We start from the raw sequence: 20,240 nt of genomic DNA, 5'->3' as shown, positions 1-20,240 counted from the left end.
TGGCAGCACGCTGAGGAGACCACCATGCGACTCGTGCTCATGACCTCGGCCCGGCAGGCGACGACCGAGGTGCTGCCGGCCCTCGGACTGCTCGCCCACCAGGTCCGCGTCGTCGCCCCGGAGCTGTCCAGCCTGCTCGACGGCGACGCCGGCGACGTCGTCCTGGTCGACGCCCGGCACGACCTGGTCTCCGCCCGCACGCTCTGCTCACTGCTGGCCTCCACGGGCGTGGCGGCCTCCCTGGTCGCCGTCCTCTCCGAGGGCGGCCTGGTCGCGCTGTCGGCCGACTGGGGCGTCGACGACGTGGTGCTCGACACCGCCGGCCCCGCCGAGGTCGACGCGCGGCTGAAGTGGGCCACCGCCCGGCGCCTGGCGGCCGCGACCCCGGTCGACGGCGGCGACGGCGGGGTGACCAAGGCCGGCGAGCTCGTCATCGACGAGCACAGCTACTCCGCCAAGCTCCGCGGCCGCCCCCTCGACCTGACCTACAAGGAGTTCGAGCTCCTCAAGTACCTCGCCCAGCACCCGGGCCGGGTCTTCTCCCGCGCGCAGCTGCTCCAGGAGATCTGGGGCTACGACTACTTCGGCGGCACCCGCACCGTCGACGTCCACGTGCGCCGCCTGCGGGCCAAGCTCGGCACCGAGCACGAGGCGCTGATCGGCACCGTGCGCAACGTCGGCTACAAGCTCGACCAGCAGGTCGCCGACGCCACCGCCGCCGCCGGGCTGGCCGCCGCCGACAACGGCTCGCCGGTCTCCTGAGCGGCGTGACCGGGCCGGCCCCCGGCGACCCGACCGTCACCGACACCGACCGGCTCCCCCCGGGGACCGTCGGCGAGGTGCGGGCCCTGCTGGCGGCCGCGCTGACCACCGACGGCGTCCGCCCCGTGTCGGAGGAGACCGAGCTGCGGCTGCAGCACGGCGGGCCGGCCGGTGGCCGGGACGTCGTCGCCCGGGCGGCGGACGGCTCCCTCGCCGGCTACGCCCGGCTGGAGGCCGACCCCGGCGAGCCGGAGGCCGAGGCTGAGCTGGTGGTCGCACCCACCGCCCGCAGACGCGGCATCGGCACCGCACTGCTGGCCCACCTGGAGACGCTGACCGGCGACCGGCCGCTGCGGGTGTGGGCGCACGGCGAGCGGCCCGGTTCGGCCGAGCTCGCCGGGGCCCGCGGCTACGAGCGCGCCCGGGTGCTGCTGCAGATGCGCCGCCCGCTGGCCGACGTCGACCCCGACCCGCAGCCGGCACTGCCGCCGGGCGTCACGGTGCGCACCTTCCGCCCGGGCACCGACGAGGCCGCCTGGCTGCGCGTGAACGCCCGGGCGTTCGCCACCCACCCCGAGCAGGGCCGCTGGACCGCCGAGGACGTCGCGCTGCGCGAGGCCGAGCCGTGGTTCGACCCGGCCGGGTTCTTCCTGGCCTGGGACGGCGACCCCGACGACGGCGGCCGGCTGCTCGGCTCGCACTGGACCAAGGTCCACCCCGCCGGGGAGGCCGGCCCCGACCCGGTGGGCGAGATCTACGTGCTGGGCATCGACCCCGACGCGCAGGGCATGCGGCTGGGCCGCGCGCTCACCGACCTGGGGCTGGCCCACCTGCGGCGCCTGGGGCTGGGCACCGTGCTGCTGTACGTGGAGGAGGACAACAGCGCGGCGGTGCGTCTCTACGAGCGCAGCGGGTTCATCCGGCACGCGGTCGACGTCGCCTGGCGGCGGGAGCCCGGCCGCGCCTGACGGCCGCGCGGCGTCAGCACACCACAGAGTGAGCCACGCCACGCACTACCGTAACGAAGCGATAACGGCCACCGCGCCACGGGCTCGTTCACCCGTTCGACGGACAGCGGCCGCCGTGTCGTGGCCGAAGACTCGGCTTGCGTTCATCCGTCGTTCACCGAGCCACCCGGATCCGTCCACCTCGGCTGCTTAGCGTCCTCGTCGTTCGGTTCCCGCTGCCCGGCTTCGACGTCCGGGCACACCAGCGAAAGGCACTGAGTTGAAGCTCAGCACGACGACGCGCGCTGCGGCCCTGTCCGCGGGGCTCGCCGCCACCCTCGCCCTCGCCGCCTGTGGCGCCTCCAACGAGGAGACCGCGACGACCGGCTCCGGCAGCGACTCCACCGCCGAGCAGCTCAGCGGCACCCTCGTCGGCGCCGGCGCCAGCAGCCAGGAAGCCGCCATGCAGGGCTGGCGGGCGGGCTACAACAGCGTGCAGCCCGGGGTCACCGTCAACTACGACCCGATCGGCTCCGGTGGTGGCCGCGAGCAGTTCCTCGCCGGCGGCACCGACTTCGCCGGTTCGGACGCCCCCCTCGACGAGGAGGAGCTCGCCCAGGCCGAGGAGCGCTGCGGCCCCTCCGGCGTCTTCGAGCTGCCGAACTACATCTCGCCGATCGCGGTCGTCTACAACCTCGAGGGCGTCGACGAGCTCAACCTCTCCCCCGAGGTCGTCGCCGGGATCTTCAACCAGGAGATCACCAACTGGAACGACCCGGCGATCGCGGCGGACAACCCCGACGCCGAGCTCCCCGACCTGGCCATCACCCCGGTGAACCGGTCCGACGAGTCGGGCACCACGGAGAACTTCACCGAGTACCTGGTCGCCGCGGCCGGCGACGCGTGGCCGCACGAGGCCAGCGGTGACTGGCCGGTCTCCGGTGGCGAAGCCGCGCAGGGCACCTCCGGCGTCGTCCAGGCGGTCGGGGCCGGCGACGGCACCATCGGCTACGCCGACCTGAGCCAGGCCGGCGACCTGGGTGTCGCCAGCATCGGGGTCGGCGAGGAGTTCGTCGCGCCGTCCGCCGAGGCCGCCGCCGCCGTCGTCGAGAACTCGGAGACGCTGGAGGGTCGCGGGGAGTACGACTTCGCCATCGAGCTCGCCCGCGACACCACCGAGTCGGGCAACTACCCGATCGTGCTGATCAGCTACCACGTCGGCTGCATCGAGTACGACGACCAGGAGAAGGCCGACCTGGTCAAGGACTTCATGGGCTACGTGATCAGCGAGGACGGCCAGCAGGCCGCGGCCGAGGCCGCCGGCAGCGCGCCGATCTCGGACAACCTGCGCGAGCAGGCGCAGACCGCGGTCGACGCCATCACGGCCGGCAGCTGATCGAATACCGTTCCACAGCGCGGTGCGGCGGCCCGGAGTGTCCACTCGGACACCCCGGGCCGCCGTGGCGCGTGAGCGCACCACCCCCCACGACCGTGCGGCACGAGAACTCCGGAGCGATCGGTGACGACCACCAGCGCACCACCCACTGAGCAGCGGCCCACGCGCCGGCCGGGCGACCGCGTCTTCGCCGGCAGCGCCAAGGGGGCCGGGATCCTGATCCTGGTCATCCTCGCCGGGGTGGCGGTGTTCCTCGTCGCGGAGGCCTTCCCCGCCCTGACCGCGCCGGCGGAGGAGATCCCCGGCGACGCAGGCCTGGCCTCCTACATCGGCCCGCTGATCTTCGGGACCCTGCTCTCCTCGGCGATCGCGCTGCTGGTGGCCACGCCCCTGGCGGTGGCCATCGCGCTCTTCATCACCTTCTACGCGCCGCGGCGACTGGCCGCCGGCCTGGGCTACGTGGTCGACCTGCTGGCCGCCGTGCCGAGCATCGTCTACGGCTTCTGGGGCATCACCTGGTTCGCCCCGCGGCTGGTGCCGTTCTACCGCTGGCTCGAGGAGAACCTCGGCTTCCTCCCGTTCTTCGCCGGGCCGGCCTCGGCCACCGGGCGCACGATGCTGACCATCGGCCTGGTGCTGGCCGTGATGATCCTGCCGATCATCAGCGCCATCTCCCGCGAGGTGTTCCGGCAGGTGCCGACGCTGCACACCGAGGCCGCCCTCGCCCTCGGCGCCACCCGCTGGGAGATGATCAAGATGGCGGTCATGCCCTACGGCAAGTCCGGCATCATCGGCGGGGCGATGCTCGGCCTGGGCCGTGCCCTCGGCGAGACGATGGCCGTCGCGATCATCCTCTCCGGCTCCGCCGCGGGGATCACCTGGGCGCTGATCTCCAGCGCCAACCCGCAGACCATCGCGGCGAACATCGCGCTGCAGTTCCCCGAGTCCACCGGCATCGCGGTGAACACGCTGATCGCCAGCGGGCTGGCGTTGTTCGTGATCACCCTCCTGGTCAACATGCTCGCCCGGTGGGTCGTCAACCGCCGCGCCGACTTCTCCGGAGCGAACTGATGAGCACCTCGACCCAGCAGCCGACCACCGGACCGGACACCGCAGCCCCCTCCCAGGCCTCCCTGAGCGGCCACCAGAAGCAGTCGCCGTGGGTCCCCTGGGCGATCTTCGGCGCGGCCGCCGTCCTCGCCCTGGCGATCGGGCTGGTGACCAGCTGGAACGTCGTGCTGTTCGTCATCTACACCGTGGTGCTGGGCACGCTGGGTGTGTACCTGTTCTCCCGGGCCACCGAGGGCCGGCGCAAGGCGACCGACCGGCTGGTGACGTGCCTGGTGGCCAGCGCCTTCGCCATCGCCCTGGTCCCGCTGGTGTCGCTGGTCTACGAGGTCGTCCGCCGTGGCGCCGAGCGGTTCGACGCCGAGTACTTCGGCGCCTCGCTGGTCGGCATCATCGGTGAGGGTGGCGGCGCCTACCACGCGCTCATGGGCACCCTGATCATCACGCTGCTCACCACGCTGATCTCGGTGCCGATCGGCCTGATGACCGCCATCTACCTGGTCGAGTACGGCACCGGCCGGCTGAAGAAGTCGATCACCTTCTTCATCGACGTGATGACCGGCATCCCCTCGATCGTCGCCGGTCTGTTCGCCTACGCCCTCTTCGTGCTCATCTTCGGTCCGGGCGTCCGGCTGGGCATCATGGGTGCCGTCGCGCTGTCGGTGCTGATGATCCCGGTGGTCGTCCGCTCGTGCGAGGAGGTGCTCAAGCTCGTCCCGAACGAGCTGCGCGAGGCCGCGTACGCCCTGGGCGTGCCCAAGTGGCGCACGATCCTCAAGGTGGTCATCCCGACCGCCATCGCCGGCCTCGGCACCGGCATCACCCTGGCCATCGCCCGGGTGGTCGGCGAGACCGCACCACTGCTGATCACGGTCGGCATCACCAACGCGACCAACTTCAACCCGTTCGACGGGCGCATGGCGACGCTGCCGGTCTACGCCTACTACCAGCTCACCCAGCCGGGCGTGCCGCCGCAGTTCGCGATCGACAGGGCCTGGACGGCAGCCCTCCTGCTCATCATGCTGGTCATGGGCCTCAACGTCGTCGCTCGCCTGATCAGCCGCTTCTTCGCCCCCAAGACCGGTCGCTGACCGACCCGATCCGGAGGATCCCCCTGTGGCCAAGCGCATCGACGTCTCCGACCTCGACATCTACTACGGCAACTTCAAGGCCGTCGAGGGCGTCAACCTCTCCATCGAGCCGCGCAGCATCACCGCGCTGATCGGGCCGTCCGGCTGCGGCAAGTCGACCTTCCTGCGGTCGCTCAACCGCATGCACGAGGTGATCCCCGGCGCCCGCGTCGAGGGCAAGGTCGTCATCGAGGGGCAGGACCTCTACGGCGGCGACGTCGACCCGGTCGACGTCCGCCGGCAGATCGGCATGGTCTTCCAGCGGCCGAACCCGTTCCCGACCATGTCGATCTACGACAACGTGATCGCCGGGGTGCGTCTGAACAGCAAGAAGATGAAGAAGTCCGACATGGACGACCTCGTCGAGCGCTCGCTCAAGGGCGCCAATCTCTGGGCCGAGGTCAAGGACCGGCTGGCCCGGCCGGGCTCCGGTCTCTCCGGTGGCCAGCAGCAGCGGCTGTGCATCGCCCGGGCGATCGCCATCGAGCCCGAGGTGCTGCTGATGGACGAGCCGTGCTCGGCGCTGGACCCGATCTCCACCCTGGCCGTCGAGGACCTGATGATGGAGCTGAAGGAGCGCTTCACCATCGTCATCGTCACGCACAACATGCAGCAGGCCGCCCGGGTCAGCGAGACCACCGGGTTCTTCAACCTCAACGGCGTGGGCCAGCCGGGGCGGCTCATCGAGTACAACCCGACCGAGAAGATCTTCAGCAACCCCGACCAGAAGGCGACCGAGGACTACATCTCCGGCCGCTTCGGGTGATCTCCGCCTGACCCCGCCGCCGCCCCCGGCGCAGCGCCCTCACCGGCGCCGCACCGGGGGCGGAGTCGTGTCCGGGGGTCCCCGGTCACGCCGTTGTGCGCGAACCGTCGGTCCACCCGCCCGGGACCGACGAACGGCGCACGACGGTGGCGCGTGGACGCCGACGCAGCGTGCGCTCGCGGAGGGAGGCGGTCAGCCGCAGTCGGCGGTGCCCGCGGGCATCGGCGCCGGGGCCGCCGACGTCGGCACCGGGGTGCCCAGGGCGACCGGCGCGACGCCGGCGAAGTCGGGGCCGACCACCAGCTGCACCGCCCCGCCGACCTGCCCGCTCTCCACCAGCACCGCGCCGGGCACGGCGGCGGCCACCGTGCGGGCCGGCTCCAGGGACGCCGGGCCGTAGCGGACGACGGTCCGGTCGACCGCGCCCGGCTCGACGGCGCGGGCACCGACCCGGAAGCCCTGTGCGGTCAGCCCGTCGGCGGCCTCCGCCGTCCGCTGACCACCGGTGGCGTCGAGCACGTCGACGACGACCCCGGCCGGTTCGACGGTGACGGTCGTCCCCACCGGCACCGGGTCGGTCGGGACCGCCGCCGGCGGGGTGTCCGCCGGAGCGCTCCCGACCGCGCCGCCCTCGGCCGGTGCGGCCCCGACCCCCGCCTCGGCTGACGGCAGCCGGTCGGTGTCGATGACCGCGTCGAACAGCTGCCGGGTCGCGGGCGCGTCGACCACGACGACCGCCTGGTCGCTGCCCGCGGGCACGTACCCGATCCGGCTGACCGGCAGGCCCACCCGCTCGACCGCCGCGCCGTCCAGGTCGGCGAAGGTCGTACCGAAGGAGCGCACGTCGCCCAGCGTGGTGCCGCCGTCGACGGTCAGCGCGTCGGAGGCGCGGGTGAGGAACCGGGTCAGGGTCATCGGGTCGGCCAGCGTGCTGCCGGCCGCCGCGGCGTCCAGGGTGGCGGTGAGCAGCCGCTGCTGGCGCTGCGCCGCCGCATCGCCGGCGACGTCGTCGCCGTCCCGGCCCGGGCTGAGGTACCCGGCGGCCTGCCCACCGGTCAGCGCCTGCTCACCGGCGGGCAGCGGGAGCGCGGCGTCGCTCGTCGGCGCGGGCAGGCACAGCTCGACCTCGTCCAGCGCGTCGACCAGCTCCGGCAGCCGCGCCGCGTCCAGTTGCAGGTAGTGGTCGATCCGCAACCCGGACACCTGCTGCACTGCCCGGACCAGGCAGGCCGGCCCGCCGTCGAGCAGCGCGGCGGCGAAGGACTCGGTGACCGCCTCCCGCACCTCGCCGTCGGCGCCCCGGCAGGTGGGGGTGTCGGTGAGTGCGGTGGGCGGCACGGAGACCAGCACCGCCGAGCTGCCGTCGCCGCTGACGTGCGCGACGAGGGTGCTCACCGCGGCCGGGCCCGTGCGGCCGGGCAGGTCGGTGCCGACGACGAGGTAGGTGCGCGACGCCTGCTGCAGCTGGGGGGCGAGCACCTCGGGTCCGTCGGTGGTGAGCGCGTCGACCCGCTCGATGCTCACGTCGGCGTAGAAGTACAGCCCCACGTAGAAGGCGAGCACGGTGGCCAGCAGCGCGGACAGCGCGACCCCGGCACGCACCAGCCGCCGGCGCCCCGGACCGGCCGGCGCCCGGCGGTGGGCCGGGGCGGGCGGCTCGGCCGGTGGCGGGGTGGCGGGCGCGTCCCGGCCGGGGATCGGGGGTACGGGCAGGCTCCGCCGCACCCCGGGTACCGGGACGGAGGGCTGGGCCGGCAGCGGCGGGCGGGCCGGCGCCGCGGGCCCGGGCCGTTCGGCAGGCCGCGGAGGCGTCCCGTGCCGCGGCGGCGCCGGCTGGGGCGGGGCCGACCGTGGCGGTGGCGACTGCGACGGTGCCGACTGCGGTGCGGCCGTCCGGGGCGGCACCGGGACCCGCGGAGCCGCCCCGGACGGACCGGCGCCGGACGGACGCGGTGTCGCCGGGCCGGGGGACGGCCGCGGTGTCGCCGGGCCGGGGGACGGCCGCGGCGGCGCGGTCGGGACGGCGCGCGCCGCGGGCGGCGGAGTCGGCTGGGCACCGGTCTCCGGTGCTCCGGGGCGCCGCACGTGGGGGGTGGGCCGCGACGGCGGGGCCGGGGGGTGGGCGGCGGGGGTGGCCGGCTGGAACCAGGTGGCCGGCCGGGGGTCGTCGGTGGTCGCGGGCTCGGCCGGCAGCGCCGGCTGCCAGCCGGTGGGCAGGACCGGCGCCGGGGAGGAGGTCGGGCGGGACGCGCCGCGCTGCGGACCCGACGTCCGCGAGGATGCCGGGCCGTCGGCTCCCGGGCCACCGACGACACGGGTCGAGCCGGTGCCCTCGGCCGCCTCGCGTCGCTCCGCCCGCCGGCGTCCCGCGCCGGGGCCGGCGCCCGTCCGGGCCAGCAGCTCCTCGACCGTGAGCGGTGCCGCCGGGCCAGCTGCTCCGGGGGTGCCCGGGGCCGAGGGCCGGGACGGTGACCGGTCACCGTCGCGGCCGCGTCGCCTGGGGTCGTCCACCACCGGTCTGGGCACTCCATCGTCGTGGTTCCTGCGGCACCGCGTCCGGGCCGCCCGCTCACTCCCGCGCCGGTCGGTGACCGGTCGAGCACGGATCGTTCCACGATACGGGTGACCAGCGCGCGATCCGGGCCGAACGCGCGGTGCACGGCGCCCGAGTCGGCCCGCTGCGGCGGCGCCGGACTTGCCGTTTCGACCGGCGAGGTGCCCGGACGCTCAGTAGCCTCGCACCGGTGATGACGCCGTGAAGCTGCCCATCCCCGGGCCGTCGGACCTGCTGGACGCCGTCGACGGACTGCGCGAGGGCATCAGCCAGGGGCTCGCCCTGCTGCCGCGGGTGGTCGGCGCGGTCGGGCAGGCCGAGCAGCTGCTGACCCGGGTCGGTGGACTGCTCGACCGGGCCGAGCAGGCAGTGGCGCGCGCCGAGGTGGCGATGGTGAACATCGACGCCACCCGCCAGCAGGCCGACGCCGCGATTGCCGCCGTGGACAGCACCCGCCAGGTCGCCGATGCCGCGATCGCCGCGGTGGACGACACCCGGCAGAACGCCGATGCCGCGATCGCCGCCGTGGATGCCACCCGCCAGCAGGCCGATGCCGCGATCGCCGCCGTGGACGGCACCCGCCAGCAGGCCGACGCCGCGATCGCCGCCGTGGACGGCACCCGCCAGGGCGCCGACCAGGCGATCGAGGCCGTCCGGAGCACCCAGACCGCCGCCGACGCCGCGGTCGAGGCGGTGCGGAGCACCCAGGCCGCCGCCGACGCCGCGGTCGCGGCCGCCGGGCGCACCACCGAGGTGGCCGACCAGCTGGTGACGGCGGTCGGCGGCACCACCGCGGAGGCCGATGGCCTGCTGCGGCGGGCCGAGGCGCTGCTGGCGGCCTTCTCCCCCCTGCTGGACGCCTACCGCCCGGCCCTGGAGGACATGGCCCCGGTGGTGACCCGGCTCGCCGAGGAGCTGCACCCCGAGGAGGTGCAGGCGCTGGTGCACCTGGTCGACCGGCTCCCGGCCCTGGTGACCCACGTGGACGAGGACGTGCTCCCGGTGCTGGTCACCCTCGGCGACGTCGCCCCCGACGTGCACCAGCTGCTGGACACCGTCCAGGACATGCGCCAGGTGGTGAAGGGCTTCCCCGGGTCCAAGCTGTTCCGCCGCCGGGGCGCGGAGGAGATCGCCGAGGAGGAGTCCGACACCGAGGGCGAAGCCGAGGCCGAGGCCCGGTGAACGCACGACCGGCGTCGTCCCCGCGGGGACGACGCCGGTCGAGGAGCTGCCGGGCTCAGGTCTCGGTGGGGTACCCCAGCGCCCGGACCACGTCGCCGATCCGCTCGTAGACCTCGTCGGCCGGCAGCTTGGCCAGCTCGTCGGCCACCGCGTCCGGCGCCCGGTGGTCGCGGGCGGCCTCGACCAGGTCCCCGCCGGTCGCCGGGAAGTCGGCCCGGTCGAGCCAGCGGGCCAGCTCCGCCCGGGCGACGACGGCGTCGGCGGTCATCCCCTGCGGAACGCCGCCGGTCAGCGTGCCGGCCGGGTCGGCGTCGACGTCGGGCTGGTCCTCCCCGACCGGCTCGACCTCCCGCCACTCCTCCGAGCGGGTCGCCCGCTCGGCCTTCATCATCCCCTGCACCTCGTGCTCGAGCTCCTCGTCCAGGCGCGGGCTGTGCTTGGTGCTCCGGCTCGAAGCGGCGTCGAAACCTCCGGTCTCGCTCACGTCTCCTCCTCTTCCCCGCGGCCGCGGGCCGCGGCGGTCAGTCCTTCTCGAGTGCGCTGGGCTTGTGGACGGCGGTGCCACCGCTCTTCTCGCTCTTCACCTCGTACTGCGGGTCGTCCTCGCTGGCCCGCACGGTGCGGCCGGCGGCCTCGGTGTCCGACGTGATCTCGCGCTGGACGGTGCCCGCCGCCTCACCGCCGTGGCTCTTCCAGGTCACGTGGTCGCCCTTGCTGAACTCCTCGGCCATCCCGGCCTCCTCCGTCCGGTGCGGTGGGGTCCCGGCTCGGCACCCGTTCGTGCGGGGGTGCCTGCCCGGGCCGACCGCGCCGCACACATCGGCAGCACACCGGCCTCCCGCGCGCAGCGTGAGCCGCTCCCGGGGTCACCCCATCGAGGGGGATCACCCGTCCAGGGAGTGCTTCCCCGAAGATCGTCACGTAGCGTGCTCATTCGACGGGGTGTCCGGAACGACTTCCCTGACCAGCGCCACGCACTGGTCACGTTCCGTGAGAGTCCCGTCCGCGATCGCCGGCCCGGCTGGCCCCATTCCCCCGGGGCCGGTCGGGTCGGCCCCGCCTAGGCTGGCTGACCGTGAGCGCCCCCGCCGACCCGCCGCCCGCCAGCACCGCCCCGGACGCCCGCCCGGTCGACGTCCTCACCGTCACCGCCGTCCGCGACGTCACGCCCGCCGTCCGCCGGGTCACCCTCAGCGCCGCCGCCCCGGTGGTCGCGGCGGCCGGCCCCACGCTGTCCCTGCTGGTGCCCCGGGTGGGCGACGCCGACCCGCAGTGGCCGCAGGTGGCCCGGGACGGCCGGATCGTCTGGCCGCAGGGCAGCCACGGGGTGAGCCTGCGCAGCTACACCTCGCGCCGGCAGGACCCGGCCGCCGGTGAGGTCGACGTCGACTTCGTGCTGCACGGCGACGGACCGGCCGCCTCCTGGGCCGCCGCCGCGGCTCCCGGCGCCCTGCTCGGCGTCGCCAGCGCGGCGCCGCTGGGCTCCGCACCTGCCGGGTGGCTGCTGCTGGCCGGCGACGAGACGGCCATCCCGGCGATCAGCCGGGTGCTCGCCGACGCCGCGCCGGACACCCGCGGGGTCACCCTCCTGGAGGTGGCCGGGCCGGCGGAGGAGCAGGAGCTGCCCGGCCCCGCCGGGGTGGAGGTGCGCTGGCTGCACCGGGGCGGCACCGAGCCGGGGCTGAGCACCCTGCTGGCCGACGCGGTCGTGGCCCTCCCGCGCCCGGACGGGGACGACGTCTTCGCCTGGGTGGCGGCCGAGTCCGCGGCCGTCCGGGCGGTCCGCGCCGACCTGCGCGGCCGCTGGGGCCTGCGCCGCGGGCAGCACCACGCCATCGGCTACTGGCGTCGCGGCCGCGCCATGTCGCCCTCGTCATGAGGCCCCCTCGTCCTGAGCGGCGGCTTCGCAGCGTTCTCACAGGTACCGTCCAGGCCTGACCCAGCCGCAGCCCCGAGACTCGCGGCATGACGACCGGACCGGCAGCAACGGGAGGGACCGTGCCCGCCAGCAGCTCGACCGCCGCGGCCCCCGAGGCCCGGCTGCTCGTGGTCGACGACGAGCCGAACATCCGTGAGCTGCTGTCGGCCAGCCTGCGCTTCGCCGGGTTCGAGGTGGCCACCGCCGCCGACGGCCAGCAGGCGCTCGCCCTGGCCGAGGAGTTCCGCCCCGACCTGCTGGTCCTCGACGTGATGATGCCCGGGCTCGACGGCTTCGCCGTCGTCCGCCGGATGCGGCAGAACGGCGTGCACACACCCGTGCTGTTCCTCACCGCCCGCGACGCCGGGGAGGACAAGGTCACCGGCCTCACCCTGGGCGGGGACGACTACGTGACCAAGCCGTTCAGCCTCGACGAGGTGCTCGCCCGGATCCGGGCGGTCCTCCGCCGCGCCCAGGGCGCCCAGCAGGTCGCGGAGTCGCCGAAGCTGGTCTTCGCCGACATCGAGCTGGACGAGGAGTCGCACGAGGTCATCAAGGCCGGGAAGCTGGTCAGCCTCTCCCCCACGGAGTTCAAGCTGCTGCGGTACCTGATGACGAACGCCGGCCGGGTGCTGTCGAAGGCGCAGATCCTCGACCACGTGTGGAACTACGACTTCAACGGCGAGGCCAACGTCGTGGAGTCCTACATCTCCTACCTGCGGCGGAAGATCGACACCACCGAGCCGCGGCTGCTGCACACCCTGCGCGGCGTGGGCTACTCGCTGCGCCTCCCCCGCGGCGCCTGACCGCGTGACGGGCACCCCGACCGAGGGGGCGCCGGCGGGCGCGAGCTCCGCCGGCACGCTCACCTCCGGCCCGGACGACGCACGGGACACCGACGCCTTCCTCCCGGCAGCCGGGCCCCGGCCGTCCCGCGCACCCCGCGTCCCCCTGCGCGTGACGCTGGTGGCGCTGCTGGTCGCGCTGGTCGCCCTCGCCCTCACCGCGACGGGCTTCGCCGCCACCTCGCTGCTGCGCAGCTACCTGCTCGAGCAGCAGGACCAGCAGCTGCGCTCCCTCGTCCGCCAGGTCAGCAGTGACCCGGTCCTGGTGCAGCAGGCGTGCAGCGGCGACGGCATCGACGTCACCGGCCGGGGCGTCTACCTGGCCTGCCTGGGCCCTGACGGGCCGATCGAGGAGTACGCCGCGCAGACCGACGACGCGTTGCCCGACCTCGGCGACCTCGACGCCGCCTCGGCCACCAGCTACGGCAGCGAGGCGTTCACCCTCCCGGCGATGGACGACCACAACTCCTGGCGGGTCATCGCGCTGCCGGTCGCTCCGGACCGCACCGTCGTGGTCGGTCAGGCCGGTGACCAGGCGGCGCTCGAGTGGCTCGTCCGCATCCAGCTGCTGGTCGGGCTGACGGTCCTCGTCGTCCTGGGCATCGCCGGGTACCTGCTGGTGCGCAACAGCCTCCGCCCCCTGGAGGAGGTGGAGGACACCGCCCGCGCGATCGCCGGCGGCGACCTGTCCCGCCGGGTGCCGGCCGGCGACGACCGCACCGAGGTCGGCCGGCTGTCGACCGCGCTCAACGGCATGCTCGGCCGGATCGAGAGCTCCTTCCGCGCCCAGCAGACCTCCGAGGAGCAGGCCCGGGCCTCCGAGGCGCGGATGCGCCGGTTCGTCGCCGACGCCAGCCACGAGCTGCGCACCCCGCTGACCTCGATCCGCGGGTTCGCCGAGCTGCACCGGCAGGGCGCGGTCCGCGGCCCGGAGGACACCGGGCGGCTGATGCAGCGCATCGAGTCCGAGGCCACCCGGATGGGCTCGCTGGTCGAGGACCTGCTGCAGCTGGCCCGGCTGGACCAGCAGCGCCCGCTGTCCCTCGGCCCGGTCGACCTGGCCCAGGTGGCCGGGGACGCGGTGCACGACGCCCGCGCGGTCCAGCCGGACCGCTCGGTGAGCCTGCACCTGGACGACTCGCTCACCGACGCGCCGGTGGTGCGCGGGGACGAGGCGCGGCTGCGGCAGGTGGTGGGCAACCTGGTCACCAACGCCCTCACCCACACCCCGCTCGACGCCCGGGTCACCGTGCGGCTCGCCGAGGACACCGAGGACCCGGGGTGCGTCGTCCTGGCCGTCTCCGACGACGGACCGGGGCTGGCCCGGGCCGACGCCGACCGGGTGTTCGAGCGGTTCTACCGGGCCGACGCCTCCCGCACCCGGGCCGCCGGGGGCACCGGGCTGGGACTGTCGATCGTCGCCTCGCTGGTCGCCGCGCACGGTGGCCGGGTCGAGCTGACCACCGCCCCCGGCGAGGGCGCGACCTTCGCCGTCCGGCTGCCCCGCTCGGGCCCGCCGAAGCCGGCCCCCGAGGGGCCGGACGGCCCCGCGGAGGAGCCGGGGGCCTGACCGCCGGGGCCATGCCGGACACTGGTGCCGGGAATCCCCACCACTCCGATGTGGTTGGCCCACTGATGCGTCGTCTCACGGCGGCGCGTCCGCCCCTGCCGCCGTCCCCGGGAGCTCGACAGCGTGACGCCGCTCGCCTCACTGCCCGACCACCGGCTCACCCAGCTGCAGACGCTGGAGGCCGAGTCGATCCACGTCCTCCGCGAGGTGGCCGCGGAGTCCGAGCGCCCCGTGCTGCTCTTCTCCGGCGGCAAGGACTCCATCGTGATGCTGGAGCTCGCCCGCAAGGCGTTCGCCCCGGCCCGCATCCCCTTCCCGGTGATGCACATCGACACCGGGCTGAACTTCCCCGAGGTGCTGGAGTTCCGCGACAAGCGGGTCGCCGAGCTGGGCGTGGAGCTCGTCGTCGCCTCGGTGCCCGACGCGATCGCCGCCGGCACGGTGCGCGAGGAGCCCAACGGCTCCCGCAACCGGATCCAGACCCCGGTGCTGCTCGACGCCGTGGAACGGCACGGCTTCACCGCGCTGTTCGGCGGCGCCCGCCGCGACGAGGACAAGGCCCGCGCCAAGGAGCGGATGTTCTCCTTCCGCGACGAGTTCGGCCAGTGGGACCCCAAGAACCAGCGCCCGGAGCTCTGGGACCTCTACAACGGCCGCATCCACCTCGGCGAGTCGATCCGGGTGTTCCCGCTGTCCAACTGGACCGAGCTGGACATCTGGGGCTACATCGCCCAGGAGGAGATCGCCATCCCGCAGCTCTACCTGGCCGCCGAGCGGGACGTCGTCGACCGCCAGGGGATGCTCTACGCGGTCAACGAGTTCATCACGCCGCGCGACGGTGAGCAGGTGCTGCGCGAGAGCGTCCGCTACCGCACCGTCGGCGACGCCAACCTGACCGCCGCGGTCCGTTCGACCGCCAGCACGGTCGCGGAGGTCATCGCCGAGATCGCGGTGACCCGGCTGACCGAGCGCGGCGCCACCCGCGGCGACGACAAGGTCAGCGACGCCGCCATGGAGGACCGGAAGAAGGAGGGGTACTTCTGATGAGCACTCTCTCCCAGGCGGCCGCCGAGCTCGCCACCGCCCGCAAGGACATCCTGCGGATCGCCACCGCCGGCTCGGTCGACGACGGCAAGAGCACCCTGATCGGGCGCCTGCTGTACGACAGCAAGGCGGTCTTCGAGGACCAGTACGCGGCGATCGAGCGGGCCAGCCGCGGCGACTACGTCGACCTGGCGCTGCTCACCGACGGCCTGCGGGCCGAGCGCGAGCAGGGCATCACCATCGACGTCGCCTACCGGTACTTCACCACCCCGCGGCGCACCTTCATCCTGGCCGACACCCCCGGGCACGTGCAGTACACCCGGAACATGGTCACCGGCGCCTCGACCGCGGACCTCGCCATCGTGCTCGTCGACGCCCGCAAGGGCATGGTCGAGCAGAGCCGCCGGCACGCGTTCCTCGCCTCGCTGCTGCGGGTGCCGCACCTGGTGGTCGCGGTGAACAAGATGGACCTCGTCGACTGGTCCGAGGCCGTCTACGAGGGCATCCGCGAGGAGTTCACCGCCTTCGCCACCAAGCTCGAGGTCCCCGACGTCACCGTCGTGCCGATCTCGGCGCTGCAGGGCGACAACGTGGTGACCCGCTCGGCGAACATGCCCTGGTACGAGGGCACCTCGCTGCTGCACCACCTCGAGCACGTGCACGTGGCCAGCGACCGGAACCTGGTCGACACCCGGTTCCCGGTGCAGTACGTGATCCGCCCGCAGTCCGACGCCTTCCACGACTACCGCGGCTACGCCGGCCGGGTGTCCGGCGGGGTGCTGCGCCCCGGTGACGAGGTGCAGGTGCTGCCCAGCGGGCTCACCACGACGATCGCCGGCATCGACGGCCCCGACGGCCCGGTCGACGCGGCGTTCCCGCCCATGTCGGTCACCGTCCGGCTCGCCGACGACCTCGACGTGTCCCGCGGCGACCTGATCTGCCGGCCGCAGAACGCCCCGCAGGTCACCCAGGACCTCGACGCGATGGTCTGCTGGATGTCCGACCAGCCGCTGCAGGCCCGGCAGCGGCTGGCGGTCAAGCACACCACCCGCTCGGTGCGCGCGGTGGTCAAGGACGTGCAGTACCGGCTGGACGTGAACTCGCTGCACCGCGACCTGACGTCGGACAGCCTCGGGCTCAACGACATCGGCAGGGTCACGCTGCGCACCACCCAGCCGCTGTTCGTCGACGACTACCACCGCAACCGGGCGACCGGGCGGTTCATCCTCATCGACGAGTCCACCAACGCCACCGTCGGCGCGGGGATGCTCAGCCCCGCCCGCTGACGCCCGCCGCCACGGAAATGGCCATCTTCGCCCCCTCCGGAGGGGGCGAAGATGGCCATTTTTGCCCTCAGGCGGCGGCCTGCTCCAGGGCGCGGCGGGTGAGCAGCCGGGCCAGGTGCCGGCGGTAGTCGGCGTCGGCGTGCATGTCCGCGGACGGCGACAGCCCCTGGTCGGCCAGCTCGGCCGCCTCGGCGATCGAGGCCCCGGCGGCCAGCGCCTCCTCGGTCGCGGTCGCCCGGACGACGGCGCCGGCCATGTTCGCCAGCGCCACCCGGCCCTGCACCGCGGCGGCCGCGACGATCGGCCAGTCGTTCGCCCGGCGGGTGAACTTCTGGTACCCCCAGCCCGCGGCGCCGGTGCGCGGCACCCGCAGCTCCACCACCAGCTCGTCGGGCTCCAGCGCGGTCTCGAAGAAGCCCAGCCAGAACTCGGTGATCGGGATCTCCCGCCGGCCGGCCGGTCCCTGCACCACCACGATCCCGCCCAGGGCGAGCAGCGCCGTCGGCAGGTCGGAGGCGGGGTCGCTGTGCGCGACCGTGCCGCCCAGGGTGCCCCGGTGGCGCACCTGCGGGTCGCCGACGTGGCCGGCGACGTGCGGCAGCAGCGGCACCTCGGCGCCGGCGACGTCGGAGCGCTGCAGCTCGTGGTGCCGGGTCAACGCCCCGATCGCCACCTCGTCGCCCTCGACCCGGACGTAGGACAGGTCGGTGATCCCGCTGATGTCGACCAGCGCCGTCGGCACCGAGAGGCGCAGCTTCATGATCGGCAGCAGCGAGTGCCCCCCGGCCATCAGCTTGGCGTCCTCGCCGTGCTCGGCCAGCGCGGCGAGCGCCTCCTCGACCGAGCGCACCTTCACGTACTCGAACGGCGAGGGGATCATGCTCGCTCCTCGCGCGCCTGCGGGACCTGGCCGGCGGCCGGGCCGGCCTTCGCCGCGGCCTGCACCGCGCGGACGATGTTGTGGTAGCCGGTGCACCGGCAGAGGTTGCCCTCCAGGCCCTCACGGACCTCCCGGTCGCTGGGGTCGGGGTTGTCGGCCAGCACGCCGATCGCCGCCATCACCATGCCCGACGTGCAGAAGCCGCACTGCAGGCCGTGCTCGGCGCGGAAGGCCGCCTGCATCGGGTGCAGCTCGCCGTCCGGCCCGGCCAGCCCCTCCAGGGTGGTCACCTCGCCGCCGTCGGTGGAGGCCGCCAGCACGGTGCACGACTTCACCGACAGCCCGTCGACGACGACCGTGCAGGCACCGCAGGAGGTGGTGTCGCAGCCGATGTTGGTGGCGGTGAGCCCGCAGGTCTCCCGGAGGTAGTGCGCCAGCAACAACCGCGGCTCCACCTCGTCGGTGCGCTGCTGCCCGTTGACGGTGATCGAGACCTGCATCAGTTGCCTCCCTGGCCCGCGGCCTGCTGGATCGCCCGCCACACCCGCATGGGCGTGGTCGGCATGTCGACGTGCCGGACGCCGAGGTGGGCGACGGCGTCGATGACGGCGTTCTGCGTCGCCGGCGTCGAACCGATGGTGCCCGCCTCGCCGATGCCCTTGGCGCCCAGCGGGTTCATCGGCGTCGGCGTGGCCATGTCGACGAGCTCGAAGCTGGGCAGCTCGGTGGCGGAGATGATCGGGTAGTCGGCCAGCGTCGAGGTGGTCGGGTTGCCGTCCTCGTCGTAGAGCACCTCCTCGAGCAGCGCCTGCGCCACGCCCTGGGCCAGCCCGCCGTGCCGCTGGCCGTCGGCCAGCAGCGGGTTGAGGATCGTCCCGGCGTCGTCGACGGCGACCACCCGGACCACCTCGGCCTTGCCCGACTCCACGTCGACCTCGACGACGACGACGTGCGCCCCGAAGGGGAACGTCGGCGCGGCCGCGCTGAAAGTGGTCCGCACGAGGAGCTGCTCGTCGGCGGCGAGCTCGGCGAAGGAGATGCCCGTGCCCGGGGTGCCGCGGACGGTCAGCCCGGCCAGGGCCGCGTCGACGACGAGGTCCTCCGGGTCGGCCTCGAGCTTCTCCGCCGCGCGCTTGCGGGCCAGCTCGACGAGCTCGCCGGCGGCCTGGTGCACCGCCGCACCCCCCTGCTGCAGGCTGCGCGAGCCCATGGTCCCGCCGCCCTTGGGCACCAGGTCGGTGTCGCCGTGCAGGACGGTGATCTGCTCGATCGGGATGCCGAGCTGGTCGCTGACGATCATCGCCCAGGCGGTGGCGTGCCCCTGGCCGTGCGGCGAGGTGCCGGTGAGCACGGTGGCGGTGCCGTCGGGGTGCACCTCCACCGTCGCCTCCTCGGTCGGCGCGCCCGACTCGCCGCCGGCGCCGGTGATCTCCACGTAGACCGACAGCCCGATGCCCAGCTGGCGGACGGCACCGGCCTCCCGGCGACGGGCCTGCTCGGCCCGCAGCTCGGCGTAGCCGGCCGCGTCGAGGGCCTTCTCCAGCGCGGCGGCGTAGTCGCCGTTGTCGTAGGTCGCGCCCATCGACGTGGTGTGCGGGGTGTCGAAGGGCGGGATGAGGTTGATCCGGCGCACCTCGGCCGGGTCCATGCCGATCTCGGCCGCGAACAGGTCGACCGCCCGCTCGACGGCGGCGGTGGCCTCCGGCCGGCCGGCCCCGCGGTAGGCGCCGATCGAGGTGGTGTTGGTGGCCAGCACCCGGGCCTGGGCGTGCACCTTGGGGAAGGCGTAGACGCCGGGGGTCATCAGCATCGTCAGGGTCGGCAGGACGACCGCGAAGCGCGGGTAGGCCCCGGCGTCCTGGTCGGCCTTGAGGCTGTAGGCCTCGATCGTGCCGTCCCGTCGCCCGCCGATGGCGATCTCGTGGTCCTGGCCGCGGCCGTGCAGCATCCCGACCAGGTTCTCCGAGCGGCTCTCCGCCCAGCGCACCGGCCGCTGCACCAGCTTGGCGAGCTGGGCCACCAGGGCGAACTCGGGGTCCGCGCCGATCTTGGCGCCGAAACCGCCGCCGACCGCCGGGGTGATCAGGTGCACCAGGGCGGGGTCGAGGCCGAGCCAGCCGGCGATCTGCGCCTTGGCCATCTGCGCACCCTGGTTCGAGCACCAGATGGTGACCCGGCCGTCCGCGCCCCAGACGGCGGACGCGGCCCGCGCCTCGAGCGGCACCGGCGCGACGCGCTGGTTGATGATCCGCTGGCGGACGACGACCTCGCAGCCGTCGAAGAAGTCGTCCGGGGTCGGCTCGCCGAAGGAGGCGATGACGTTCGTGCCGACCTCGGGGAAGAGCACCACCTCGTCGGTGGCCGACGCCGCCGTGCCGACGACGGCCGGCAGCGGGTCGATGTCGACGGCGACGAGCTCCGCGGCGTCCTCGCCCTGGTAGCGCTCCTCGGTCAGGACGACGGCGATGACGTCGCCGACGAAGCGGACCACGTCCGAGGCCAGCCAGGGGCGGGTGAACGACTCGTGGACGAACGGGAACCCGGTCGGGATGGGCGTCAGGTCCGTCAGGTCGGCCGCCGTGACGACGGCGACGACGCCGGGGGCCTCCAGCGCCGCCGACGTGTCGACCGACAGCACACGACCGTGCGCGACGGTGGAGCGCACCAGCGTCGCGTGCAGGGCGCCGGTGAGCCGCTCGTCGGTGAGGTCGTCGGTGTACACCGCCCCGCGGGTGAGGAAGAGGGGGTCCTCCGTGCGGACGACCCGGGTACCGAGGATGCTCATGCGCCTGCCTTCGTCGACAGCGACGTGGACCGGCACACGGTGTCACAGCATGTGAGCACGGCCACAACCGGTCTCCCGCCTGGCGGGAGGGAGCCGGTGGCAGCGGC

Annotated in this window: 18 protein-coding genes; 12 read left to right on the top strand and 6 right to left on the bottom strand. The window is 74.3% G+C overall.

The window, feature by feature from the left end; genetic code table 11:
* The first annotated feature begins 24 nt into the window (after nt 1-24).
* The 6 genes from ACI79U_RS06880 (at nt 25) to pstB (ending at nt 6,069) form a co-directional block, all read left to right on the top strand.
* Entirely contained in the window at nt 25-762 is a 738-nt protein-coding gene (locus ACI79U_RS06880; protein WP_457064125.1) for a winged helix-turn-helix transcriptional regulator, read from the top strand.
* A gap of 5 nt (nt 763-767) precedes the next feature.
* The gene (gene mshD / locus ACI79U_RS06875) at nt 768-1,730 is read left to right on the top strand and encodes a mycothiol synthase (RefSeq protein ID WP_457064127.1); all 963 of its coding nucleotides are present in this window, start codon (nt 768-770) and stop codon (nt 1,728-1,730) included.
* 259 nt (nt 1,731-1,989) lie between these two features.
* Nucleotides 1,990-3,105, top strand: a complete 1,116-nt coding sequence (pstS, locus tag ACI79U_RS06870) for a phosphate ABC transporter substrate-binding protein PstS (RefSeq protein ID WP_457064129.1) — start codon at nt 1,990-1,992, stop codon at nt 3,103-3,105.
* Nucleotides 3,106-3,228: 123 nt separating this feature from the next.
* On the top strand, nt 3,229-4,176 hold the full coding sequence (pstC, locus tag ACI79U_RS06865; RefSeq protein WP_457064131.1) for a phosphate ABC transporter permease subunit PstC: 948 nt from the start codon (nt 3,229-3,231) through the stop codon (nt 4,174-4,176).
* Nucleotides 4,176-5,264 carry a phosphate ABC transporter permease PstA gene (gene pstA, locus ACI79U_RS06860; RefSeq protein ID WP_457064133.1) on the top strand — a complete coding sequence of 363 codons (1,089 nt, stop codon included), beginning with the start codon at nt 4,176-4,178 and terminating at the stop codon, nt 5,262-5,264. Before pstC ends, pstA begins: the two co-directional genes overlap by 1 nt.
* A gap of 25 nt (nt 5,265-5,289) precedes the next feature.
* The gene (gene pstB / locus ACI79U_RS06855) at nt 5,290-6,069 is read left to right on the top strand and encodes a phosphate ABC transporter ATP-binding protein (protein ID WP_457064135.1); all 780 of its coding nucleotides are present in this window, start codon (nt 5,290-5,292) and stop codon (nt 6,067-6,069) included.
* Nucleotides 6,070-6,261: 192 nt separating this feature from the next.
* Here pstB and ACI79U_RS06850 read toward each other — a convergent pair whose 3' ends face one another.
* On the bottom strand, nt 6,262-7,794 hold the full coding sequence (locus ACI79U_RS06850; RefSeq protein ID WP_457064137.1) for an LCP family protein: 1,533 nt from the start codon (nt 7,792-7,794) through the stop codon (nt 6,262-6,264).
* A 1,030-nt stretch (nt 7,795-8,824) separates the two neighbouring features.
* Between ACI79U_RS06850 and ACI79U_RS06845 the strand changes: the two genes are divergently transcribed.
* A complete protein-coding gene (locus tag ACI79U_RS06845) occupies nt 8,825-9,805 on the top strand; it encodes a hypothetical protein (protein ID WP_457064139.1) in 981 nt (326 codons plus the stop codon).
* Nucleotides 9,806-9,860: 55 nt separating this feature from the next.
* Here the strand turns inward: ACI79U_RS06845 and ACI79U_RS06840 are convergent, their stop codons facing one another.
* On the bottom strand, nt 9,861-10,289 hold the full coding sequence (locus ACI79U_RS06840) for a DUF2795 domain-containing protein (protein ID WP_457064141.1): 429 nt from the start codon (nt 10,287-10,289) through the stop codon (nt 9,861-9,863).
* A gap of 37 nt (nt 10,290-10,326) precedes the next feature.
* Nucleotides 10,327-10,536 carry a DUF2945 domain-containing protein gene (locus ACI79U_RS06835; RefSeq protein WP_457064143.1) on the bottom strand — a complete coding sequence of 70 codons (210 nt, stop codon included), beginning with the start codon at nt 10,534-10,536 and terminating at the stop codon, nt 10,327-10,329.
* Nucleotides 10,537-10,880: 344 nt separating this feature from the next.
* Between ACI79U_RS06835 and ACI79U_RS06830 the strand changes: the two genes are divergently transcribed.
* The 5 genes from ACI79U_RS06830 (at nt 10,881) to ACI79U_RS06810 (ending at nt 16,468) form a co-directional block, all read left to right on the top strand.
* Nucleotides 10,881-11,684: a siderophore-interacting protein gene (locus ACI79U_RS06830; RefSeq protein ID WP_457064145.1), complete on the top strand. Its 804-nt coding sequence runs from the start codon at nt 10,881-10,883 to the stop codon at nt 11,682-11,684.
* Nucleotides 11,685-11,803: 119 nt separating this feature from the next.
* The gene (locus tag ACI79U_RS06825; protein WP_457064147.1) at nt 11,804-12,529 is read left to right on the top strand and encodes a response regulator transcription factor; all 726 of its coding nucleotides are present in this window, start codon (nt 11,804-11,806) and stop codon (nt 12,527-12,529) included.
* Nucleotides 12,530-12,533: 4 nt separating this feature from the next.
* Complete coding sequence (locus ACI79U_RS06820) at nt 12,534-14,138, top strand: sensor histidine kinase (RefSeq protein WP_457064149.1); 1,605 nt, start codon at nt 12,534-12,536, stop codon at nt 14,136-14,138.
* Nucleotides 14,139-14,261: 123 nt separating this feature from the next.
* Nucleotides 14,262-15,182 (top strand): sulfate adenylyltransferase subunit CysD, encoded by a 921-nt coding sequence (cysD, locus tag ACI79U_RS06815; protein ID WP_457064151.1) that lies wholly within the window; start codon nt 14,262-14,264, stop codon nt 15,180-15,182.
* The gene (locus ACI79U_RS06810; RefSeq protein WP_457064153.1) at nt 15,182-16,468 is read left to right on the top strand and encodes a sulfate adenylyltransferase subunit 1; all 1,287 of its coding nucleotides are present in this window, start codon (nt 15,182-15,184) and stop codon (nt 16,466-16,468) included. The genes cysD and ACI79U_RS06810 overlap by 1 nt, the downstream gene beginning before the upstream one ends.
* A 67-nt stretch (nt 16,469-16,535) precedes the next feature.
* Here ACI79U_RS06810 and ACI79U_RS06805 read toward each other — a convergent pair whose 3' ends face one another.
* The 3 genes from ACI79U_RS06805 to ACI79U_RS06795 are packed head-to-tail and all read right to left on the bottom strand — an operon-like array spanning nt 16,536 to nt 20,133.
* Nucleotides 16,536-17,348 carry an FAD binding domain-containing protein gene (locus tag ACI79U_RS06805; RefSeq protein ID WP_457064155.1) on the bottom strand — a complete coding sequence of 271 codons (813 nt, stop codon included), beginning with the start codon at nt 17,346-17,348 and terminating at the stop codon, nt 16,536-16,538.
* A complete protein-coding gene (locus ACI79U_RS06800) occupies nt 17,345-17,848 on the bottom strand; it encodes a (2Fe-2S)-binding protein (protein ID WP_457064157.1) in 504 nt (167 codons plus the stop codon). Before ACI79U_RS06800 ends, ACI79U_RS06805 begins: the two co-directional genes overlap by 4 nt.
* Nucleotides 17,848-20,133: a xanthine dehydrogenase family protein molybdopterin-binding subunit gene (locus ACI79U_RS06795; RefSeq protein WP_457064159.1), complete on the bottom strand. Its 2,286-nt coding sequence runs from the start codon at nt 20,131-20,133 to the stop codon at nt 17,848-17,850. The genes ACI79U_RS06800 and ACI79U_RS06795 overlap by 1 nt, the downstream gene beginning before the upstream one ends.
* Between the last annotated feature and the right edge of the window lie 107 nt (nt 20,134-20,240).

This window comes from Modestobacter sp. SYSU DS0904, from assembly GCF_054051115.1.
The sequence above is the reverse complement of the archived record's forward strand: the minus strand, read 5'-3'. Positions and strand labels throughout refer to the sequence as shown.

Excerpts from the sequence above, each read along its gene's own strand:
- ACI79U_RS06880 (WP_457064125.1), top strand. The coding sequence starts at position 25 with ATGCGACTCGTGCTCATGACCTCGGCCCGGCAGGCGACGACCGAGGTG.
- ACI79U_RS06810 (WP_457064153.1), top strand. The coding sequence starts at position 15,182 with ATGAGCACTCTCTCCCAGGCGGCCGCCGAGCTCGCCACCGCCCGCAAG.
- pstA (WP_457064133.1), top strand. The coding sequence starts at position 4,176 with ATGAGCACCTCGACCCAGCAGCCGACCACCGGACCGGACACCGCAGCC.
- ACI79U_RS06835 (WP_457064143.1), bottom strand. The coding sequence starts at position 10,536 with ATGGCCGAGGAGTTCAGCAAGGGCGACCACGTGACCTGGAAGAGCCAC.
- ACI79U_RS06805 (WP_457064155.1), bottom strand. The coding sequence starts at position 17,348 with ATGATCCCCTCGCCGTTCGAGTACGTGAAGGTGCGCTCGGTCGAGGAG.
- ACI79U_RS06800 (WP_457064157.1), bottom strand. The coding sequence starts at position 17,848 with ATGCAGGTCTCGATCACCGTCAACGGGCAGCAGCGCACCGACGAGGTG.
- ACI79U_RS06795 (WP_457064159.1), bottom strand. The coding sequence starts at position 20,133 with ATGAGCATCCTCGGTACCCGGGTCGTCCGCACGGAGGACCCCCTCTTC.